Origin of the sequence: Nocardia sp. CA-136227, assembly GCF_050955695.1 — a bacterium.
Classification (GTDB): Bacteria; Actinomycetota; Actinomycetes; order Mycobacteriales; family Mycobacteriaceae; genus Nocardia.
Map to the genome: position 1 here is coordinate 1,121,106 of NZ_CP192081.1, position 18,184 is coordinate 1,139,289.

General features: G+C 70.8%; 19 protein-coding genes. 15 read left to right on the top strand and 4 right to left on the bottom strand.

The window, feature by feature from the left end:
- The first annotated feature begins 125 nt into the window (after window positions 1-125).
- The 3 genes from rplM (at window position 126) to glmM (ending at window position 2,620) form a co-directional block, all read left to right on the top strand.
- Window positions 126-569 carry a 50S ribosomal protein L13 gene (gene rplM, locus ACQP06_RS04975; protein WP_213557937.1) on the top strand — a complete coding sequence of 148 codons (444 nt, stop codon included), beginning with the start codon at window positions 126-128 and terminating at the stop codon, window positions 567-569.
- Window positions 566-1,081 carry a 30S ribosomal protein S9 gene (rpsI, locus tag ACQP06_RS04980; RefSeq protein ID WP_357088875.1) on the top strand — a complete coding sequence of 172 codons (516 nt, stop codon included), beginning with the start codon at window positions 566-568 and terminating at the stop codon, window positions 1,079-1,081. Before rplM ends, rpsI begins: the two co-directional genes overlap by 4 nt.
- A gap of 162 nt (window positions 1,082-1,243) precedes the next feature.
- Window positions 1,244-2,620, top strand: a complete 1,377-nt coding sequence (gene glmM, locus ACQP06_RS04985; RefSeq protein ID WP_433670786.1) for a phosphoglucosamine mutase — start codon at window positions 1,244-1,246, stop codon at window positions 2,618-2,620.
- A gap of 56 nt (window positions 2,621-2,676) precedes the next feature.
- On the opposite strand, the gene ACQP06_RS04990 is transcribed toward glmM, so the two are convergent.
- Entirely contained in the window at window positions 2,677-4,320 is a 1,644-nt protein-coding gene (locus ACQP06_RS04990; RefSeq protein WP_433670788.1) for an ABC-F family ATP-binding cassette domain-containing protein, read from the bottom strand.
- Window positions 4,321-4,436: 116 nt separating this feature from the next.
- Here ACQP06_RS04990 and ACQP06_RS04995 point away from each other — a divergent pair, with 116 nt between their 5' ends.
- From ACQP06_RS04995 to ACQP06_RS05010, 4 genes are all read left to right on the top strand, one after another.
- Entirely contained in the window at window positions 4,437-4,643 is a 207-nt protein-coding gene (locus ACQP06_RS04995; protein ID WP_357088867.1) for a PspC domain-containing protein, read from the top strand.
- Between the two features lie 105 nt (window positions 4,644-4,748).
- Window positions 4,749-5,060: a DUF6802 family protein gene (locus tag ACQP06_RS05000; protein ID WP_433670789.1), complete on the top strand. Its 312-nt coding sequence runs from the start codon at window positions 4,749-4,751 to the stop codon at window positions 5,058-5,060.
- 61 nt (window positions 5,061-5,121) lie between these two features.
- Window positions 5,122-5,442 (top strand): hypothetical protein, encoded by a 321-nt coding sequence (locus ACQP06_RS05005; RefSeq protein ID WP_433670791.1) that lies wholly within the window; start codon window positions 5,122-5,124, stop codon window positions 5,440-5,442.
- Window positions 5,439-7,457: a hypothetical protein gene (locus ACQP06_RS05010; protein WP_433670793.1), complete on the top strand. Its 2,019-nt coding sequence runs from the start codon at window positions 5,439-5,441 to the stop codon at window positions 7,455-7,457. Before ACQP06_RS05005 ends, ACQP06_RS05010 begins: the two co-directional genes overlap by 4 nt.
- 18 nt (window positions 7,458-7,475) lie before the next feature.
- Here ACQP06_RS05010 and ACQP06_RS05015 read toward each other — a convergent pair whose 3' ends face one another.
- On the bottom strand, window positions 7,476-8,339 hold the full coding sequence (locus tag ACQP06_RS05015) for a dienelactone hydrolase family protein (protein ID WP_433670794.1): 864 nt from the start codon (window positions 8,337-8,339) through the stop codon (window positions 7,476-7,478).
- A 96-nt stretch (window positions 8,340-8,435) separates the two neighbouring features.
- On the opposite strand from ACQP06_RS05015, the gene glmS reads away from it, so the two are divergent.
- The gene (gene glmS, locus ACQP06_RS05020) at window positions 8,436-10,304 is read left to right on the top strand and encodes a glutamine--fructose-6-phosphate transaminase (isomerizing) (protein ID WP_433670796.1); all 1,869 of its coding nucleotides are present in this window, start codon (window positions 8,436-8,438) and stop codon (window positions 10,302-10,304) included.
- A gap of 10 nt (window positions 10,305-10,314) precedes the next feature.
- On the opposite strand, the gene ACQP06_RS05025 is transcribed toward glmS, so the two are convergent.
- The gene (locus ACQP06_RS05025) at window positions 10,315-10,734 is read right to left on the bottom strand and encodes a cupredoxin domain-containing protein (protein ID WP_433670798.1); all 420 of its coding nucleotides are present in this window, start codon (window positions 10,732-10,734) and stop codon (window positions 10,315-10,317) included.
- A 118-nt stretch (window positions 10,735-10,852) separates the two neighbouring features.
- Here ACQP06_RS05025 and ACQP06_RS05030 point away from each other — a divergent pair, with 118 nt between their 5' ends.
- Entirely contained in the window at window positions 10,853-12,394 is a 1,542-nt protein-coding gene (locus ACQP06_RS05030) for an NAD(P)H-hydrate dehydratase (protein WP_433670800.1), read from the top strand.
- Here the strand turns inward: ACQP06_RS05030 and ACQP06_RS05035 are convergent.
- Window positions 12,384-13,253, bottom strand: coding sequence for a LysR substrate-binding domain-containing protein (locus ACQP06_RS05035; RefSeq protein WP_433670802.1), 870 nt, complete (start codon window positions 13,251-13,253; stop codon window positions 12,384-12,386). The genes ACQP06_RS05030 and ACQP06_RS05035 overlap by 11 nt on opposite strands.
- A gap of 70 nt (window positions 13,254-13,323) precedes the next feature.
- Here ACQP06_RS05035 and dapA point away from each other — a divergent pair, with 70 nt between their 5' ends.
- The 6 genes from dapA to tsaD all read left to right on the top strand — a co-directional run bounded on the left by dapA (window position 13,324) and on the right by tsaD (window position 18,183).
- Window positions 13,324-14,214, top strand: a complete 891-nt coding sequence (gene dapA / locus ACQP06_RS05040; protein ID WP_433670804.1) for a 4-hydroxy-tetrahydrodipicolinate synthase — start codon at window positions 13,324-13,326, stop codon at window positions 14,212-14,214.
- 73 nt (window positions 14,215-14,287) lie between these two features.
- On the top strand, window positions 14,288-15,424 hold the full coding sequence (alr, locus tag ACQP06_RS05045; RefSeq protein WP_433670806.1) for an alanine racemase: 1,137 nt from the start codon (window positions 14,288-14,290) through the stop codon (window positions 15,422-15,424).
- A complete protein-coding gene (gene tsaE, locus ACQP06_RS05050) occupies window positions 15,421-15,867 on the top strand; it encodes a tRNA (adenosine(37)-N6)-threonylcarbamoyltransferase complex ATPase subunit type 1 TsaE (protein WP_433670807.1) in 447 nt (148 codons plus the stop codon). The genes alr and tsaE overlap by 4 nt, the downstream gene beginning before the upstream one ends.
- Before the next feature lie 71 nt (window positions 15,868-15,938).
- Complete coding sequence (gene tsaB, locus ACQP06_RS05055; protein WP_433670808.1) at window positions 15,939-16,649, top strand: tRNA (adenosine(37)-N6)-threonylcarbamoyltransferase complex dimerization subunit type 1 TsaB; 711 nt, start codon at window positions 15,939-15,941, stop codon at window positions 16,647-16,649.
- Complete coding sequence (gene rimI, locus ACQP06_RS05060; RefSeq protein ID WP_433670810.1) at window positions 16,646-17,155, top strand: ribosomal protein S18-alanine N-acetyltransferase; 510 nt, start codon at window positions 16,646-16,648, stop codon at window positions 17,153-17,155. The genes tsaB and rimI overlap by 4 nt, the downstream gene beginning before the upstream one ends.
- Window positions 17,152-18,183, top strand: coding sequence for a tRNA (adenosine(37)-N6)-threonylcarbamoyltransferase complex transferase subunit TsaD (tsaD, locus tag ACQP06_RS05065; RefSeq protein ID WP_379278108.1), 1,032 nt, complete (start codon window positions 17,152-17,154; stop codon window positions 18,181-18,183). The genes rimI and tsaD overlap by 4 nt, the downstream gene beginning before the upstream one ends.
- The last annotated feature ends 1 nt before the right edge of the window (window position 18,184 follow it).

Below are 18,184 nucleotides of genomic sequence, written 5' to 3' on the forward strand. Positions count from 1 at the left end.
GCTCGTTGGTGTGCGGTACGGCCGGGTTTCCGGCTGTCACACGAGCCCCGGGTCTCCACCGGCCGCCGGGATTCAGCTCGATCGCGTACTTGGCTGGCAAAACCTACGACAGACAGGGATGCACTGTGCCTACGTACAGCCCCAAGGGCGGTGACGTGACCCGCAAGTGGTACGTCATCGACGCCACTGACGTAGTGCTCGGCCGTCTTTCCGTGCAGGCTGCGAACATCCTGCGTGGCAAGAACAAGCCGACCTACGCCCCGAACGTCGATGGTGGCGACTTCGTCATCATCATCAACGCCGAGAAGGTTGCCATCTCCGGCAACAAGCGGCAGGACAAGGTCCTCTACACCCACTCCGGTCACCCGGGTGGTCTGAAGGGCCGTACCGTGGGCCAGATCCTGGACACCCGCCCCGACCGTCTGGTCGAGCGTGCCGTCAAGGGCATGATCCCGAAGAACAAGCTGGGCAACCAGATCATCGGCAAGCTGAAGGTCTACGCGGGCCCGAACCACCCGCACGCCGCCCAGCAGCCCATCCCCTTCGAGATCAAGCAGGTGGCCCAGTGACCGCTCCTGAGGAATTCAACGACGACTACGTCGTCGAGGACACCGCCGTGGAGGTCGTCGAAGAGGGTGACGGTTACGAGGCCGAGGCCGAGTACACCGAGACCTTCTCCGCCCCGGTCGCCATGGACCGTCCGGTCCAGACCGTCGGCCGCCGCAAGGAGGCCGTGGTCCGCGTGCGCCTGGTGCCGGGTTCCGGCAACTTCGTGCTGAACGGCCGCACCATCGAGGATTACTTCCCGAACAAGGTGCACCAGCAGCTGGTGAAGTCCCCGCTCGTCACCGTCGAGCGCGTCGAGACCTTCGACATCTACGCCCGCCTCGTCGGCGGCGGCCCGTCGGGTCAGGCCGGCGCCCTGCGCCTCGCCATCGCCCGCGCGCTGATCGAGGTCACCCCGGACGACCGTCCCGCCCTCAAGCGTGCCGGCTTCCTGACCCGTGACCCGCGTGCCACCGAGCGTAAGAAGTACGGCCTCAAGAAGGCCCGTAAGGCGCCTCAGTACTCGAAGCGCTGATATTGCGCCGTCAGGCTCTACCGTGCCCGGCCCCCGTGGGGACCGGGCACGGTACGGTCTACACGGCAACCTGTGCGAGAGCAGGCTCCCCGCAACGGTTTTCGGACCGGCTGGAAGCCTGCTCTCGTGCTGTATCCACCGAACTGCAGGGGTGTTGAGGTAATGGGACGTTTGTTCGGTACCGACGGTGTCCGCGGGCTCGCGAACGGGTCGCTGAGTCCGGAACTGGCGCTACAGGTTTCGGCCGCGGCCGCGCAGGTCTTGAGCCGCGGGAAGAAGCGCGCGGTTGCCGTCGTGGGACGCGATCCCCGCGCCAGCGGTGAGATGCTGGAGGCCGCCGTCACCGCGGGCCTCACCTCCGCGGGCGTGGACGTGCTGTCGGTCGGCGTGCTGCCGACGCCCGCCGTCGCGTACCTGACCGGCGTGTACGACGCGTGCCTCGGTGTCATGATCTCCGCCTCGCACAACCCCATGCCGGACAACGGCATCAAGATCTTCGCCGCGGGCGGGCACAAGCTGGACGACGCCGTCGAGGATCGGATCGAGGCGCTGGTCGCGGAGGGTGGCTTCACCCGGCCCACCGGCGCGGCGATCGGCCGCATCCTCGGACGCCCCGGCCTGGGCGGACACGTCTTCGACGTCAACGACCGCTACAGCCTCGAGGGCACCCACGAACGTTATGTCGAGCACTTGGTCCAGGCCACCGGCCGCGACCTGCGCGGGCTCACCGTCGTGGTGGACTGCGCGCACGGCGCGGCCTCCGAGGTCGGGCCCGCCGCCTACCGCGAGGCGGGCGCGACCGTCATCGCCATCAACGCCGACCCCGACGGCCTCAATATCAACGACGGCTGCGGCTCCACCCACCTCGAGCAGGTCCAGGCCGCGGTGCGCGCGCACGGCGCCGACCTCGGCCTCGCCCACGACGGCGACGCCGACCGCTGCCTGGCCGTGGACGCCACCGGCGCGGTCGTGGACGGCGACGCCATCATGGCCGTGCTCGCCGTCGGCATGCGCGACTCCGCCGACCTGGCGGAGAACACCCTGGTCGCGACCGTCATGAGCAACCTCGGCCTGCACATCGCCATGCGTGAGGCCGGAATCACCGTGCGCACCACCGCCGTCGGCGACCGCTACGTGCTCGAGGACCTCCGCAACGGCGGCTACACCCTCGGCGGCGAGCAGTCCGGGCACGTGGTGTTCCCGCGCTACGGCACCACCGGCGACGGCGTGCTCACCGGTCTCAAGCTGATGGCCCGGATGGCCGAGACCGGCAGCAGCCTGGCGGAATTGGCGGGCATCGTGAAGGTCGTCCCGCAGATCCTGGTGAACGTCCCGGTCACGGACAAGGCGGCCGTCGCCGTCGCGCCCGCGGTGCTGGAAGCCGTCGCGCAGGCCGAGGAGCTGCTGGGCGACACCGGCCGAATCCTGCTGCGCCCCAGTGGAACCGAGCAGCTGGTCCGGGTCATGGTCGAGGCGACCGATCCGGCGCAGGCCTCGCATCTGGCCGACCATCTCGCGAAGCTGGTCGAAGCCGTCTAGTCACCTCGTCGAGTGGCGCATCCGGGACTTCCCTCCCGGGTGCGCCATTCAGCGTTTCAGAGGGTTTCGGTGAGGCTGCCGGCGGCCAGGTGCCAGCGGCGGGTCGCCGTCACGGTGTCGAGCATGCGGCGGTCGTGGGTGACCAGCAGCACCGTGCCCTCGAAGGATTCGACGGCCTGCTCCAGCTGCTCGATGGCGGGCAGGTCCAGGTGGTTGGTGGGCTCGTCGAGCACCAGCAGGTTCACACCACGCGCCTGCAGCAGCGCCAGCGCGGCGCGGGTGCGCTCGCCGGGGGAGAGCGTGTCGTTGGGGCGCAGCACGTGCGGGCCGCGGAGACCGAACTTCGCGAGCAGGGTGCGGACATCCGACTCGTTCCAGTCGGGGATCTGCGCGCTGAATGTGTCCGCGAGGGTGGCGGTTCCGCGGAACAGGCCGCGGGCCTGATCGACCTCGCCGACCGCGACGCCCGAACCGATCGACGCGGAACCGTTGTCCGGCTTCATCTTTCCCAGCAGCAGCGACAGCAGGGTGGATTTGCCCGCGCCGTTCGCGCCGGTCAGCACGATGCGGTCGCCCCAATCCACCTGCACCGTCACCGGTCCCAGGGTGAACTCGCCGCGGGACACCGTCGCGCCGGACAGGGTGGCCACCACCGCGCCGCTGCGGGGCGCGGCCGCGATCGACATGCGCAGCTCCCACTCCTTGCGAGGTTCCTCCACCGCGTCCAGGCGTTCGATGCGCTTGAGCGTCTGCTTGACCTTGGACGCCTGCTTCTCGGTGGACTCCGCGCGGGCCTTGCGGCCCATCTTGTCCGAATCCGCCTTCGACTTGCGGCGGGCATTGCGGACGCCGTGTTCCATCCAGTTGCGCTGCATATTGGCGCGCGCTTCCAGACCGGCCTTGGTGTCGGCGAACTCGTCGTAGGCCTCGCGGGCGTGGCGGCGCGCGATCGCCCGCTCCTCCAGATACGAGTCGTAGCCGCCGTCGTACACGCCGACCTGCTGCTGCGCCAGATCCAGTTCGACGATGCGATTCACGGTGCGCGCCAGGAACTCGCGGTCGTGGCTGATCACCATGAGCGGCTCGCGGACCCCGGTCACGAACTGCTCGAGCCGGGCCAGACCGTCCAGATCGAGGTCATTGGTGGGCTCGTCGAGCAGCAGGATGTCGAAGCGGGACAACAGGACCGAGGCCAGACCGGCGCGAGCCGCCTGACCACCGGAGAGCACGGTCATCGGGGTGGCCAGGCCGTGCGGGAGGCTGTCGGTGAGGCCCAGATCGGCGGCCACCTCGTCGGCGCGCTGCTCCAGGTCCGCGCCGCCCAGGGCGAGCCAGCGCTCCAGGGCGGGGGAGTACTCGTCGTCCCCGCCGTCGGCGAGGCGTTCGGCGGCGGCGTCCATGGTCTGCTGGGCGGCGGCCACCCCGGTGCGGCGGTACAGGAACTCCAGCACCGTCTCGCCCTCGACGCGCTCCGGCTCCTGGGCCAGATAGCCGACGGTGGCGTCCGGCGGGCTCAGCACGATCTCGCCCTCGTGGGCGTCGCCGGCGGCGAGCATGCGCAGCAGGGTCGACTTGCCCGCCCCGTTCACGCCGACCAGGCCGATCACATCGCCGGGGGCGAGGATCAGGTCCAGGTCGGAGAACAGCAGACGCTCGCCGTGTCCGGCGGCCAGGCCGCGCGCATGCAGAGTGGTGCTCACCAGGGCGATTCTGCCGTGTTCAGGGTGGCACCCTGACGTCGGGCCTCGGAAAGTTCAGGGTCGTTATCGGGCGACCGACCGATGTGCGCGCGGCGGTGGCTCGGCAGAGTGGAGACATGACCACAGAGTTTCCGACCCCGGCCCCGAAGCGACTGACCCGCTCCCAGCACGACAAGTGGATCGCCGGCGTGTGCGGCGGTCTCGCCGAATACGTCGGCTGGAGCCCCGGTCTCGTCCGCTTCCTCTTCATCCTCTCCTGCCTGCTGCCCGGACCGCAGTTCCTGCTCTACATCGCGCTGTGGATCATCATCCCCAAGCGCTGAGTCATCCCCAGGCCGCGAGTTGTCCACAATCGGCATCGAAGGTGGTGCGAGGGGTGATCGCGAGTGCCAGGATGGTGATCACGCCACTGCGGAGGAGTGCACACCATGGTCACATCGGGTGATCTGCCCGGACTGGATCTGCCCGGACTGGACGCGCATTCGGAACTGGGTGGGCTAGGTGCGGTCGAGTTGTCGCACCCCACACAGGATCTCGACGCGGACGGCCTGGCCGACACCGTGACCACCGGCACCGCACACGCCATGCAGGTGTGGACGGATCTGGATCACGACGGTTACGCCGACCATGTGACCGTGGTGGACAGCGGCGGTGACTACGCCGCCTGGGAATTCCACCACAACTCCGACGGCACCACCGCGTGGGTGCGCACGGACGGCGGACACCTCGGCGGCACCTAGCCGGGGCTGACGGGGGTTTCACGCCACGGGCTTCAGCCCGTGGGGAATCGAGGGGGGATCGATGGGTGAATCCGGCGCCTTCGGCGTGCGCGTCACCGCCCTGCACACCGCGGCCACCACCCTGCGGGACAACGCCGGGGCGCTGCGACAGCACGCCCACGCCATCGGCGACCACGCCTTCGGCCTCGGCGACGACGCGGTGGGACGCGACTACTCCGCCCAGGGCGCCGGGATCCATCAAGGATTCGAGCGTTCGGCAGGCTGCCTCCGGCATTGGGCCGCCGCGGCCGCCGCCACCGCCGATGTCTTCGACCGCGCGGCCACCGAATACGCCCGCCTGGACCACGAACGCGTCACCGCCCTCCACCAGGTCGGCCGATGACCTTCGACCCCACCGGCCAGACCGTCGACCAGATCCTCGACCACGGAGCGCCCGGGCTGCGCTACTGGGAACAACTCCTGCCCTTGTACGCCAAGGCATTCGGTGAACCGGCCGGTGTGACCGTGACTGAGCTCTACGCCCGCTATGACGAACAACGTGGCCTCGACCTCGATGAATTCGACACCGCCCGAAGCGAACTGGACAAGGCGCTCGCCGACGCCGAATTCCGCTTCACCTCACACCAAGCGGTGGCGAACTCCCTTCCGTCTGCCTGGACCGGCGCTACCGGAACCGAGGCCCTCGCCCTCCTGAATTCCCAACTGCGGCAGGCCCGCGAAGACCTCGACACCATCCGCACCGCCTCCCAGGCGATCGCCGCCGCCCTCGACCCGATCCGCGCCGCCATCCTCACCAAAGCGGAACGAACCCGCGACCTCCTCGCGCCCACCCCCGGCGGCGAAGCCCCCGTCACCCTCGACGGCAGAACCCCCGACGCCATCAGCGCCCTCGCGGAAGCGGACCCCTGGCTCACAGCCACCTTCCGGCCCGAGGTCGACCGGCAACTGGCCGCCTTCACCGCCACCTGCGCGGCCACCGCCGACACCATCGAATCCCACTACCGCACCATCATCACGGCCTTCGAGCAGGTCATCGACCACACTTATCCACAACCATCCCAAGCCCTGCTGCCCCGACCGGAGACGAACTCCGCAGCCCTACTCGGCGACTCTGATGGAGCGCAGACCGACTCGGCTGCGGCGGAGACCAGTCCTGCCGGTGTGCAGCCCGGTGTGGTTCCCTCGCCGTCCGAGCCCGATTCTTCGCCGCCGACGGTAGGTCCTGGCCGATGCCCAGAAACCGACGTCGGGGCGGCACAGTCATGGGCCTGCTGCGGGCCAGGCGATTCGGGCACGCCCCAACCTACGCAGGAGGGACCCGGCCGGCCCGCCGCCGGCACCGCGACCGGGCAACCCTGTGACCCCGCGTGTACGAAGGCCGCGCCCGCCCGTCCGGTCGCGGCCACCGAACCCGCTTCCGCCGGACCGGGGACCGCCGCGGAGCCGCCGGTTTCCGATGCACCCACCCCGTCCGATTCGGGGTCCGTCGCCGTGCCGAAACAGGCTCAGCCCCAGACCGAAATGTTCGCGCACGCGCTCGAGGGCCTGATCGGCAAGCTCGAAACCGGTTTGCAGCAGGGATTTTCCGCCGTTCTCGAGCAACTCGGCTCCCTGTCCGCCCCCGCGTCCGATGCCCCGGGCGACGTAGAGACACCCGCAGGGCAGGAGAAGTCTGCCGAACCGCACCCGGGTCCGGCGACGTCGAACCTTTCGTCCGGTCATCTCGAATTCGACCTCGCTGGAAAGCATTTCGTCGTCGATCGCGATCCGACGGGTGACACGTCCATCGCCGTCGCCGACGAATCCGGCCGGACTCAGGTCTGGAGCCTGACAACCGACGACTCCGGTAAATCCGCGCTCGCCCCGGACAACACAGTCGGGCACCCGACCGCCCCTGCCGCCGGTGACCCCGGTCCGGTGACTGCCGCGCCAGACCCGCGCCCACCAGGTAATTCGCCCCCGGTTGAAGCTGCCACGCCGCCGGGTTCACCTTGCGCTACGGAGGTCCCGACCGGATTGGCGCCGATTCAGGTCCCCTGTATGGCTCCGCCATCGGCTGAATCGCCCACTCCGGCAGCGCCTTCCGGAGGGCACGAACCGGCCACACCCACATGCACCGGAACTCCTGAGCTGGACGCCGGAAAGTCCCCGGACGGCGGCGAGCTGTCCGGGTGCGACGGGCTCGGCGGCGTCGAGCCGGGCGGGTCCACCGTCTGTCCGGCGGTGCCTGGAACTCCAGAGCTGACCGCGCCGCTGGGCGGCGACGAGTCGCCACGGGACGAAGGGGGGCCGCCTGGTGACCTGTCGGTGCCGGTGTCACCCGCCGATCCTGGCGCGGACCTAGGAAATCCCGATGTGCCGCTGGAGATTCCGGAGGCCGGTGTCGAGATCCCTTGACCGTCGCTGGGAGTCGGGTTACTTGCGGAGGGCCTGGATGAGTTGGAGGACGGGGAGCTTCTGGGGCTGCTCCGGCTCGTCCTCGACGGCGTCGGGGTCGACGACCTGGGTGTGGGGGATGAGGGCTTCGGGGTCGGCGAACGGCTTGTACTTCTTGTCGCCGAGCAGGGTGTAGTTGAGGTAGCCGACCAGGAGGGCGCGGGTGAGGCGCTCGGTCCTGGGCTCGTGCTTGCCCGCGCCCAGGGCGGCGAGGGCGCGGCGGCCCTCGACCATGCCGTTGTGGGTGGCCTTGTCGAGAGAGCGGAGGATCGCGCTTTCGCCCCAGGCGGAGGCCAGGGGGAGGGCATCGGAGCTGACCGAGTCGATGTCGGCGGCGCCGGCCAGGATCAGGGCGGGGGCGTCGACCTTGGTGGCCAGGGCCTCGGCGGAGGGGGCGGTCGGGGAGGGGAAGAGGGCGGCGACGGCGGCCACCTCGCGCTGAGAGGCGGCGATGACAGCCGCGCCCGCGCCCATGCCGTGACCCACCAGGGCCAGGCGGTCGGGGCGGACGCTGATATTGCCGGTGCCCAGCCGCACCCCGGCGCAGATGTCGAGGGTGGTGAGCAGGTCGGTGGCCAGGTTCAGGTGCGAGGGGATCGGCCCGCGCTCGGTGTCGGGCGCGGCCGCGACATAACCCCAGGAAGCGAGGTGTTCCAGCAGGCGGCGGTAGTTGCCGACCCCGGTCAGCCAGCCGTGCCCGAAGGCCACCGCGGGCAGGTTCAGCCCCTTGCCGGGCGTGTACACCACCCCGGGCAGCCCGGCGATGCCGAGATTCCCGCGCAGCACCTCGTGCGGGCCACGCAGGGTCAGAGTGCTCAGGAGCGATTTCACAGACACCGACACGAAGATGAACTTAGTCGGTCCGGCGGCCGAATGCCTCGAGCGAACCCACGCGGAGACGCACGGAACCCAAAACGGATGGGGCTAGGCTGGTGAGCCATGTGCGGAATCGTGGGGTATGTGGGGTACCGGGATGCGCTCGGCGTAGTGGTCGATGCGTTGCGCCGCATGGAGTATCGGGGCTACGACTCGGCCGGAGTCGCGATTCTGGACGGGTCCGGCGGGCTGGCGGTCGAGCGCAAGGCGGGACGGCTGGCCAACCTGGAGGCCGAGCTGGTCGATCGCGGGCCCGAGCACTACGCCGGGTCCACCGGCATGGGCCACACCCGCTGGGCCACGCACGGCGCGCCCACCGACCGCAATGCCCACCCGCACCGCGACCGCACCGGCCGGGTCGCGGTGGTGCACAACGGCATCATCGAGAACTTCGCCCCGCTGCGCCGCGAACTCGAGGAGGCGGGCGTCGAGCTGGGCAGCGACACCGACACCGAGGTGGCGGTGCACCTGGTGTCGCAGGCCTACGCGGCCGGGGACACGGCCGGTGATTTCGTCGCCTCCGCGCTGAGCGTGGTGCGCCGCCTGGAGGGCGCGTTCACCCTGGTCTTCACCCACGCCGACCACCCGGGCACGATCGTCGCCGCCCGCCGCTCCACCCCGCTGGTGGTCGGGGTCGGGCAGGGCGAGATGTTCATCGCCTCCGACGTCACCGCGTTCATCGAACACACCCGGGAGGCAGTCGAACTCGGCCAGGACCAGGCCGTGGTCATCACCGCCGACAGCTACCGGGTCACCGACTTCGCGGGCATCGCCGACGAGGCGCGCACCCGCCCGTTCACCATCGACTGGGACCTGGCCGCCGCCGAGAAGGGCGGCCACGACTACTTCATGCTCAAGGAGATCGAGGAGCAGCCGACGGGTGTCGCCGACACCCTCATCGGTCACTTCGCGAACGGCCGCATCGTGCTCGACGAGCAACGGTTGCACGACCAGGAGCTGCGCGAGGTCGACAAGGTGTTCGTAGTCGCCTGCGGCAGTTCGTATCACGCGGGCCTGCTCGCCAAGTACGCCATCGAACACTGGACGCGACTGCCCGTCGAGGTCGAGCTGGCCAGCGAATTCCGTTACCGCGACCCGGTTCTGGACCGCTCCACCCTGGTGGTCGCCATCTCGCAGTCCGGCGAGACCGCCGACACCCTGGAGGCGGTGCGGCACGCCAAGGAGCAGAAGGCGCGGGTCCTCGCCATCTGCAACACCAATGGCGCGCAGATCCCCCGTGAGGCCGACGCGGTGCTCTACACCCGCACCGGCCCGGAGATCGGGGTGGCGTCGACCAAGGCGTTCCTGGCCCAGATCACCGCCAACTACCTGGTCGGGCTGGCGCTGGCGCAGGCGCGCGGCACCAAGTACCCGGACGAGGTGGCGCGCGAGTTCGCCGAACTGGAGTCCATGCCGAAACTCGTTGCGCAGGTGCTGGAATCGGCCGAGAAGGTGCGCGCGATCGCCCGCCAGTTCGCGCAGGTGCCGACGGTGCTGTTCCTGGGCCGCCACGTCGGCTACCCGGTCGCCCTCGAAGGCGCGCTCAAGCTCAAGGAACTCGCGTACATGCACGCCGAGGGCTTCGCCGCGGGCGAGCTCAAGCACGGCCCGATCGCGCTCATCGAGGACGGCCTGCCGGTGTTCGTGGTCATGCCGTCGCCGAAGGGCCGGGCGGTGCTGCACTCCAAGCTGCTCAGCAATATCCGCGAGATCCAGGCTCGCGGCGCGCGCACCATCGTCATCGCCGAGGAGGGCGACGACACGGTGCGGCCGTTCGCCGACTTCCTGATCGAGATCCCTTCGGCCCCAACGCTGTACCAGCCGCTGCTGTCCACCGTCCCGCTGCAGATCTTCGCCGCCGAGGTGGCGCAGGCGCGCGGCTACGACGTGGACAAGCCGCGCAACCTGGCCAAGTCCGTCACCGTCGAGTAGGACCGGCCCGTCACTGGACGGTGACGGTGCCCTTCATGTCCGGGTGCAGCGGGCACAGGTAGCGGTAGGTGCCCGGCGTGGTGAAGGTGTGGCTCCACTCGCCCTTGCGGATGATCGGGCTGTTGATGCCGAGCGCGACATCTCCGATGCCCTGCACCGCGTGCGGGGCCTTGTCGTCGAACTTCCAGGTCACGGTGTCCCCGGCCTTCACGGTGATGTCCGCCGGGGAGAACTTCATGTCCGTCACGTTCACGGTGACCGCGGCGGGCGCGGCCGGACCGGTCGAGGTCGCCGCCGAGGACGCCGGAGCCGCGGTCGTCGAGGTGGCGGCGGGCTTCGAGGTGTCCGAGGAGCAGCCCCCGGCCGCTAGCGCCGCCGCTACGACGGCGACGAGAAGCAGGGCACGCGAGGACGACTGGCGTATCGGCATGTCAGCCAGGCTAGTACCCGCTGATAGCGGACCATTCGCGGGACCGCCCTGACCTGCGCGGCGAACCGACGGGCGTAGTCTCCACAACGGCAGGCAGTCCGAATCCGGGAGGCGACCCATGACCGCACCGGCGGTGCGCGACCACGCGGTACTCGACTACTACACGGCCGACGAGGTGCGGGCCGCCGAAGCCGAGCTCTTCACCCGCGTACCCGCCGGAATGCCCATGCGACGAGCCGCCTTCGGCCTTGCCGAGGTGGTGGTCGGCGAACTGCGCGAACGTACCGGCGGCATCGCCGGACGCGCGGTCACCCTCCTCGTCGGCTCCGGCGACAACGGCGGTGACGCGCTGTGGGCGGGCTCCTTCCTGCGTCGCCGCGGCGTCGCGGTCCGCGCGATCCTGCTCGCCCCCGAGCGCGCCCACGCCGAGGGATTGGCGGCGCTGCACCGGGCGGGCGGGCGAATCGTCGAGGCTCCCCCCACCGCGCACGAGCCGCGCGGGGACGCGGCGGCGCGGGAAGACGTGGCCGAGGCGATCCTGGGCCTGCCGGACCTGGTGGTGGACGGCATCGTCGGGATTTCCGGGCGTGGGGCGCTGCGGCCGGTCGCGGCGGAATTGGTTGCGGGCGTGCGCTGCCCGATCATCGCCGCCGATCTGCCCAGCGGCGTCGACCCCGACACGGGGGCGGTGAACGGTCCGGCCGTCCGGGCGGATGTCACCGTCACCTTCGGCGCGTTGAAGCCCGTGCACGCCCTGGCCGCACCGTATTGCGGCCGAATCGAGCTGGTACCCATCGGATTACGGCTGCCCGAGCCGAATCTGATCGCGCTCGAACCACGGGCGGTCGGCGCGGGCTGGCCCGTCCCCGGACCGTTCGATGACAAGTACACGCAGGGCGTGACCGGTGTGTGTGCGGGCAGCGGCACCTACCCGGGCGCGGCCGTGCTGTGCACCGGCGGCGCGGTCGCGGCCACCTCCGGCATGGTGCGCTACGCGGGGACCGGCGCGGCGCAGGTGCTCGCCCACTTCCCGGAAGTGATTGCCGCCGAATCCATTCCCGCGACCGGACGCGTGCAGTCGTGGGTCATCGGCCCCGGCGCGGGCACCGATACCGCAGCCCGCGACCGCCTGGCCGAGGTCCTCGCCACCGACCTCCCCGTCGTGGTGGACGCCGACGCCCTCACCCTTGTGGCCGCCGACCCGACCCTGGTCACGGGCCGCGCCGCCCCCACGGTCCTCACCCCGCACGCCGGCGAGTTCGCCCGCCTCACCGGCGCCGAACCCGGCCCCGATCGAGTCGCCGCGATTCGCAAACTCTCCGAATCCTGGCAGGTCACAGTCCTTTTGAAGGGTAGGGCCACCCTGATCGCGAGCCCCGGCCATCCGGTCATCGTCAATGAGGCCGGTGGTTCCTGGGCCGCCACCGCCGGTTCCGGCGATGTCCTCTCGGGCATCATCGCGGCCCTGCTGGCCGCCGGCCGCGATCCCGCCTGGGCCGCGGCCGCCGCCGCCCGAGTCCACGCCCTGGCCGCCAACCTCGCCGCCCACTCCGCCACCACCGCGGGCGCCCCGATCTCCGCGTCCCCCTTGCTCTCCCATGTCCGCGAGGCCATCGGCACGCTCCGCGAACTCGCGGGGGAGGGCCACATCAACCGGTAGTGGCGGCGTTGTGCAGGGCGGTGCGGGCGGCGGCGATGACGGGGTGGTCGCCGGTGCCGCGGCGGTAGGCGAGGTGGGTGCGGCGGCGGGTGGGGAGCGGGGTGAGAGTGACGGCGGCCGGGGCGGAATGGGTGCCGAGGTCGGGGACGAGGGCTACGCCCTGGCCCGCGGCGACCAGGTTGAGGACGGTGCCGAAGTCGTCGGCGTGGTGGCGGATGCGGGGTGTGAAGCCGGCGGCCAGGCAGGCGCGGACGGTCATTTCGTAGCAGAGGGTGCCGGGGGTGCCCGCGATCCAGGGGGAATCGGAGTGGGCGGTGAGTGGGCCGGGGGTGAGGGTGGCGAGGTGGATGGTCTCCTCGAAGAGGGGTTCGGTGTCGAGGCCGGGTTCGGGGGTGAGGGGGACGTAGTCGTATTCCTGGAGCAGGGCGATGTCGAGGGTTTCGGCGCGCAGCGCGGCGGGGGCGGCGGCCGGATCGAGTTCGGTGACCAGGAGTTCCAGCAGCGGATGGTCGCGGCTGAGGGAGACCAGGGCGGGGGAGAGGATGTGGTGGACAGCCGTGGGGAAGGCGCCGATACGCAGGGTGCCGGTGAGTTCGGTTCGGGCGGAGGCGAGTTCGGCGGTCGCCTGCTCCAGGACGGCGAGGATGGTCTCGGTGTGCTCGACCAGACGCAGCGCGGCGGGGGTGAGGACGACGCTGCGGCCGGTGCGTTCCAGGAGCGGCAGCCCGGCCTCGCGTTCCAGGGCGGTCAGCTGCTGGGAGACGGCCGAGGGCGTGTAGGTGAGGGCGTCGGCGACCGCGGCGATGGTCTTCCGGTGCGCGAGTTCGCGGAGCAGACGCAGGCGACGGACATCCAGCATCAGTTGATCTTATGCTCGGGGATAGAAACGTGAAATAGACCTGACGCATCCGCTCGGCCAGGCTGGTGCCATGACATTCAACGGCCTCTACGTTCCCCTGGTCACGCCCTTCACCGCCGACGACGAGCTGGCCGCGGACGCCCTGGAGGCGCTCGCCCACGAGGTCCTCGACGCCGGTGCGGCGGGCCTCGTCGCGCTGGGCACCACCGGCGAACCCACCACCCTCACCCACGACGAACAGCGGCGCGTCATCGATATCTGCGCCCGCGTCTGCGCCGAACGCGACGTCACTCTGATCGTGGGCGCGGGCTCGAACGCCACCCACGACTCGGCGCGCGCCCTGTCCGCCCTCGACCCGCGCGCCACCGCCGCCCTCGCCGTGGTCCCGTACTACAACCGGCCCTCGGAAGACGGTGTGGTGGAACACTTCCGGGTCCTCGCCGCCGCCAGCCCGGTGCCCGTGCTGATCTACCACATCCCATACCGCACCTCCCGCACCCTGGGCGCCGAAACCCTGTGCCGGCTGGCCGAACTGCCGAACGTGGCGGGCTTCAAGTACACGGCGGGCGGCATCGACGAGACCACGGTGGCCTTCCTGGCCCGCGTCCCCGAGCACGTCTCGGTGCTGGCGGGCGACGACCTGTTCGCCGCCCCGCTGCTGGCGCTGGGCGCGACCGGAGCGATTCTCGCGTGCGCCAATGTCGCACCTGCGGCCTACGCCGACCTGATCGCGGCCTGGCGCACCGGCGCGCTCGACACCGGCCGCGCCCTCGGCAACCGGCTGGCCCCGCTGGCCGACGCCCTGTTCGCCGAACCCAATCCCATTGTGGTGAAGGCGGTTCTGGCCGCGCAGGGCCGCATCCCCACCCCGAACGTGCGGCTGCCGCTGCTGCCGGCGAGCCCCGAAGCCCTCGCCGGAGCCCTGGCCGCCGTGCCCGCGGCACTGGCCGCGGCGATCTGATTCCGCCCCGCGACGGCCGCCCCGACTCGGGTGTGACGCGAATCGCCCCTGCCCGGATGGCAGGATCGGTGGTGTGAAGCAGCCCGACCCACAGGTGGAAACCCTCGTCGACCTGGACGCCATCGCCCACAATGTGCGCATTCTGGCCGAGCACGCCGGTGACGCCGCGGTCATGGTCGTGGTGAAGGCCGACGGGTACAACCACGGTGCGGTCGAGGTGGCGCGGGCGGCCCTGGCGGCGGGGGCGCGGGAACTGGGCACCACCACGGTCGCCGAGGCGGTGGCCTTGCGGACCGCCGGGATCACCGCGCCGATCCTGTGCTGGCTCAACACCTCCGACGCCGACTACGGCAGCGCCATCGCCGCCGATATCGAGATCGGGGTGTCGGCGCTCGCGCAGCTGGAGGCGGTGGCCGCGGCCGCCCGGCAGCTGGGGCGCCCAGCGACCGTCAGCCTGAAAGTGGATACCGGGCTCAACCGCAACGGGATTCCCGCCGCCGAATACCCGGAGGTCCTGGAGCTGCTGCGCCGGCTGGTCGACGACGGGACCGCGCGGCTGCGCGCGATCTTCTCGCACCTGGCGCTCGCCGATCAGCCCGAGCACCCGGTCAACGACCGGCAGCGGGAACGCTTCCTCGAGTTCATCGCCACCGCCAAGGAACACGGCCTCGAACCCGAACTCGTGCACATCGCGAATTCCGCTGCCGCGCTGACCCGCCCGGATCTCGCCTTCGACATGGTCCGCCCCGGCATCGCCGTCTACGGACTGTCACCGATTCCCGAACTGTCCGACTTCGGGCTGCGCCCGGCCATGACCTTCCGCGCCCGCGTGCTGCGGGTGAAGCGGGTCGCCGCCGGGGAAGGCGTCTCCTACGGCCACGACTGGATCGCCGAACACGACACCACCGTCGCGCTGCTGCCCGCCGGATACGCCGACGGCGTGCCGCGCACCCTCGGCGGGAAGTTCTCGGTGTGGCTGGGCGGCGCGCGCCGAACCCAGATCGGGCGGGTGTGCATGGATCAGATCGTGGTGAACCTCGGCGAGAACGAGGCCGGAGTCCAGGCGGGCGACACCGCGGTGCTGTTCGGCGGCGAACCCGGACAGCCGCGCGCCCAGGAATGGGCCGACGCGCTCGGCACCATCAACTACGAGATCGTGTGCAATCCGCGCGGCCGCGTCGTGCGCGACCACATCGGCGGTGACCGGTGAACGACCACCGCACGCTCGTCACCGTCGAGGACACCGAGGCGCTGGGCCGCGAGATCGCCGAACAGCTGCAGGCCGGGGACCTGGTCATCCTCGACGGCCCGCTGGGCGCCGGCAAGACCGCGCTCACCCGCGGCATCGCCGCCGGGCTGGGCGTCCAAGGACGGGTCAGCTCACCGACTTTCATCATCGCCCGCCAGCACCGCGCCGGCGCGCACCCGGGCGCGGTGGCGCTGGTGCACGTGGACGCCTACCGGCTCGGCGGCGACCTCGACGAACTCGACGCCCTCGACCTCGACACCGATCTCGACCACGCCGTCGTGGTGGTGGAATGGGGTCTCGGTGTGGCCGAACACCTGGCCGACCGCCACTTGCGGATCCAGCTGCGCCGCGAACCCGAGTCCGATGTCCGCACCGCGGAATGGGAGTGGGTCGCCGCCACCTGATCCGGCGCGAGATTCCCGCAGGCAGACACCACGCCGAGTGGGCTGTACCACCCGGTATTGTTGAGGCAATCATGCTGATATTGGCTGTCGACACCGCGACTCCCGCCGTCACAGCGGGACTGGTGGAACTGGAACCGGCGCAACCCGGGTCGAACGCACCGCGCATCACCACGATCACCGCCGAGGTGACCGTGGACGCACGCGCGCACAACGAGGTGCTGACCCCCCAGATCCTGACCTGCCTGGCCGAATCGGGCCGCTCGCGGGCCGATATCGCCGCGGTCGTCGCGGGTATCGGGCCGGGGCCGTTCACCGGACTGCGGGTCGGCATGGCCACCGCCGCCGCCTTCGGCGACGCGCTCGGCATCCCCGTGTACGGGGTGTGCAGCCTCGACGCCATCGCCGCCGACACCGAGAGCTATCTGCGCGAGAGCTCCGACCCGGTGGAACTGCTGGTCGTCACCGACGCCCGCCGCCGCGAGGTGTACTGGGCGCGCTACCGCGCCGTCCCCGGCAGCCTCGTCCTCGAACGCTGCGAGGGCCCCGAGGTGAGCAAGCCCGGCGACCTGGACCAGGCCGCCGCCACCCTGATCGCCGGATCCGCCTCGCACGTCGACTTTTTCGACCTGCCCGTGCTGCCGGTCGAGACGCCGTCCCCGGCCGGGCTGGTGCGCTGCGCCGCCGCCGACATCCTGTCCGGCGCCGTCCCCGCCCCGCTGGTGCCGCTGTACCTGCGCCGCCCGGACGCCGTCGAGAAGAGTTACGCGCAGGTGGGCCGATGACCATCCGCATCGAACCGATGCGGCCCGCCGACGTCACCCGCTGCGCACAGCTCGAGCAGGTGCTGTTCCCCGAGGACGATCCCTGGCACGAGGTGTCGTTCCTGTCGGAACTGGCCGGACCGCACAACCGCTACATCACCGCCCGCGACGCCGGCGGGGACATGGTGGGCTACGCCGGAATCGCGTTGCTCGGCACCGCCGAACACCCCGAGGCCGAAGTCCACACCATCGGCGTCGACCCGGACCAGCACCGGCGCGGCATCGGCACCCTGCTGCTCGAGGCGCTGCTGCTGGAGGCCGGACGCCGCGGCGGACCCGTCTTCCTCGAGGTCCGCACCGACAACGCGCCCGCCATCACGCTCTACGAGAAGCACGGCTTCCACATCATCGGGCTGCGCAAGAACTACTACCAGCCCAGCGGGGCCGACGCGTACACCATGCGGCGACCGGCCATGGCCGGATTCCCGCAGGACGGATTCACCAAGGACGCCGAGGTCTCGTCATGATCGTCATGGGTATCGAAAGTTCCTGCGACGAAACGGGAGTCGGCATCGTGCGGCGGCTGCCCGACGGCAGCTGCGAACTGCTCGCCGACGAGGTCGCCTCCAGCGTCGACCAGCACGCCCGCTTCGGCGGCGTGGTGCCCGAGATCGCCTCGCGCGCACACCTCGAGGCCATCGTGCCCGCCATGCGCCGGGCCCTGGCCACCGCCGGGATCAGCAAGCCCGACGCGCTCGCCGTCACCATCGGCCCCGGCCTCGCCGGTGCCCTGCTCGTCGGCGTGGCGGCGGCGAAAGCCTATGCGGCGGCCTGGGATATCCCGTTCTACGCGCTCAATCACCTGGGCGGGCACGTCGCCGTCGACACCCTCGAGCACGGGCCGATGCCGCCCGCGGTCGCCCTGCTCGTCTCCGGCGGGCACACCCACCTGCTGCAGGTGACCGACCTCGGACAGCCCATCACCGAACTCGGCAGCACCGTCGACGACGCCGCGGGCGAGGCCTTCGACAAGGTGGCCCGGCTGCTCGGTCTCGGCTACCCGGGCGGACCCGTCCTGGATTCCATTGCCACCGATGGCGATCCGAAGGCCATCGCCTTCCCGCGCGGCATGACCGGACCCCGCGACCCGCGCTACGACTTCTCCTTCTCCGGCCTCAAGACGGCCGTCGCCCGCTATGTCGAAGCGGCGCAACGGGAAGGCCGCGACCTGCCCATCCCCGATATCGCCGCCTCCTTCCAGGAGGCCGTCGCGGACGTGCTCACCATGAAGGCGGTGCGCGCGGCGCAGGACGTCGGCGTAGACACCCTGGTGCTCGGCGGCGGCGCGACCGCCAACTCCCGCATCCGGTCGATGGCCGAAGAGCGGTGCACGGCAGCGGGAATCACGTTGCGTGTCCCCAAGCCGCGCCTGTGCACCGACAACGGCGTCATGATCGCCACCCTCGGCGCGCACGTGATCGCGGGCGGCGCACAGCCTTCCGCGCTGACCGTGGCCACCGATCCGGGCCTGCCGGTCTCCACCAGCTACCTGTGAG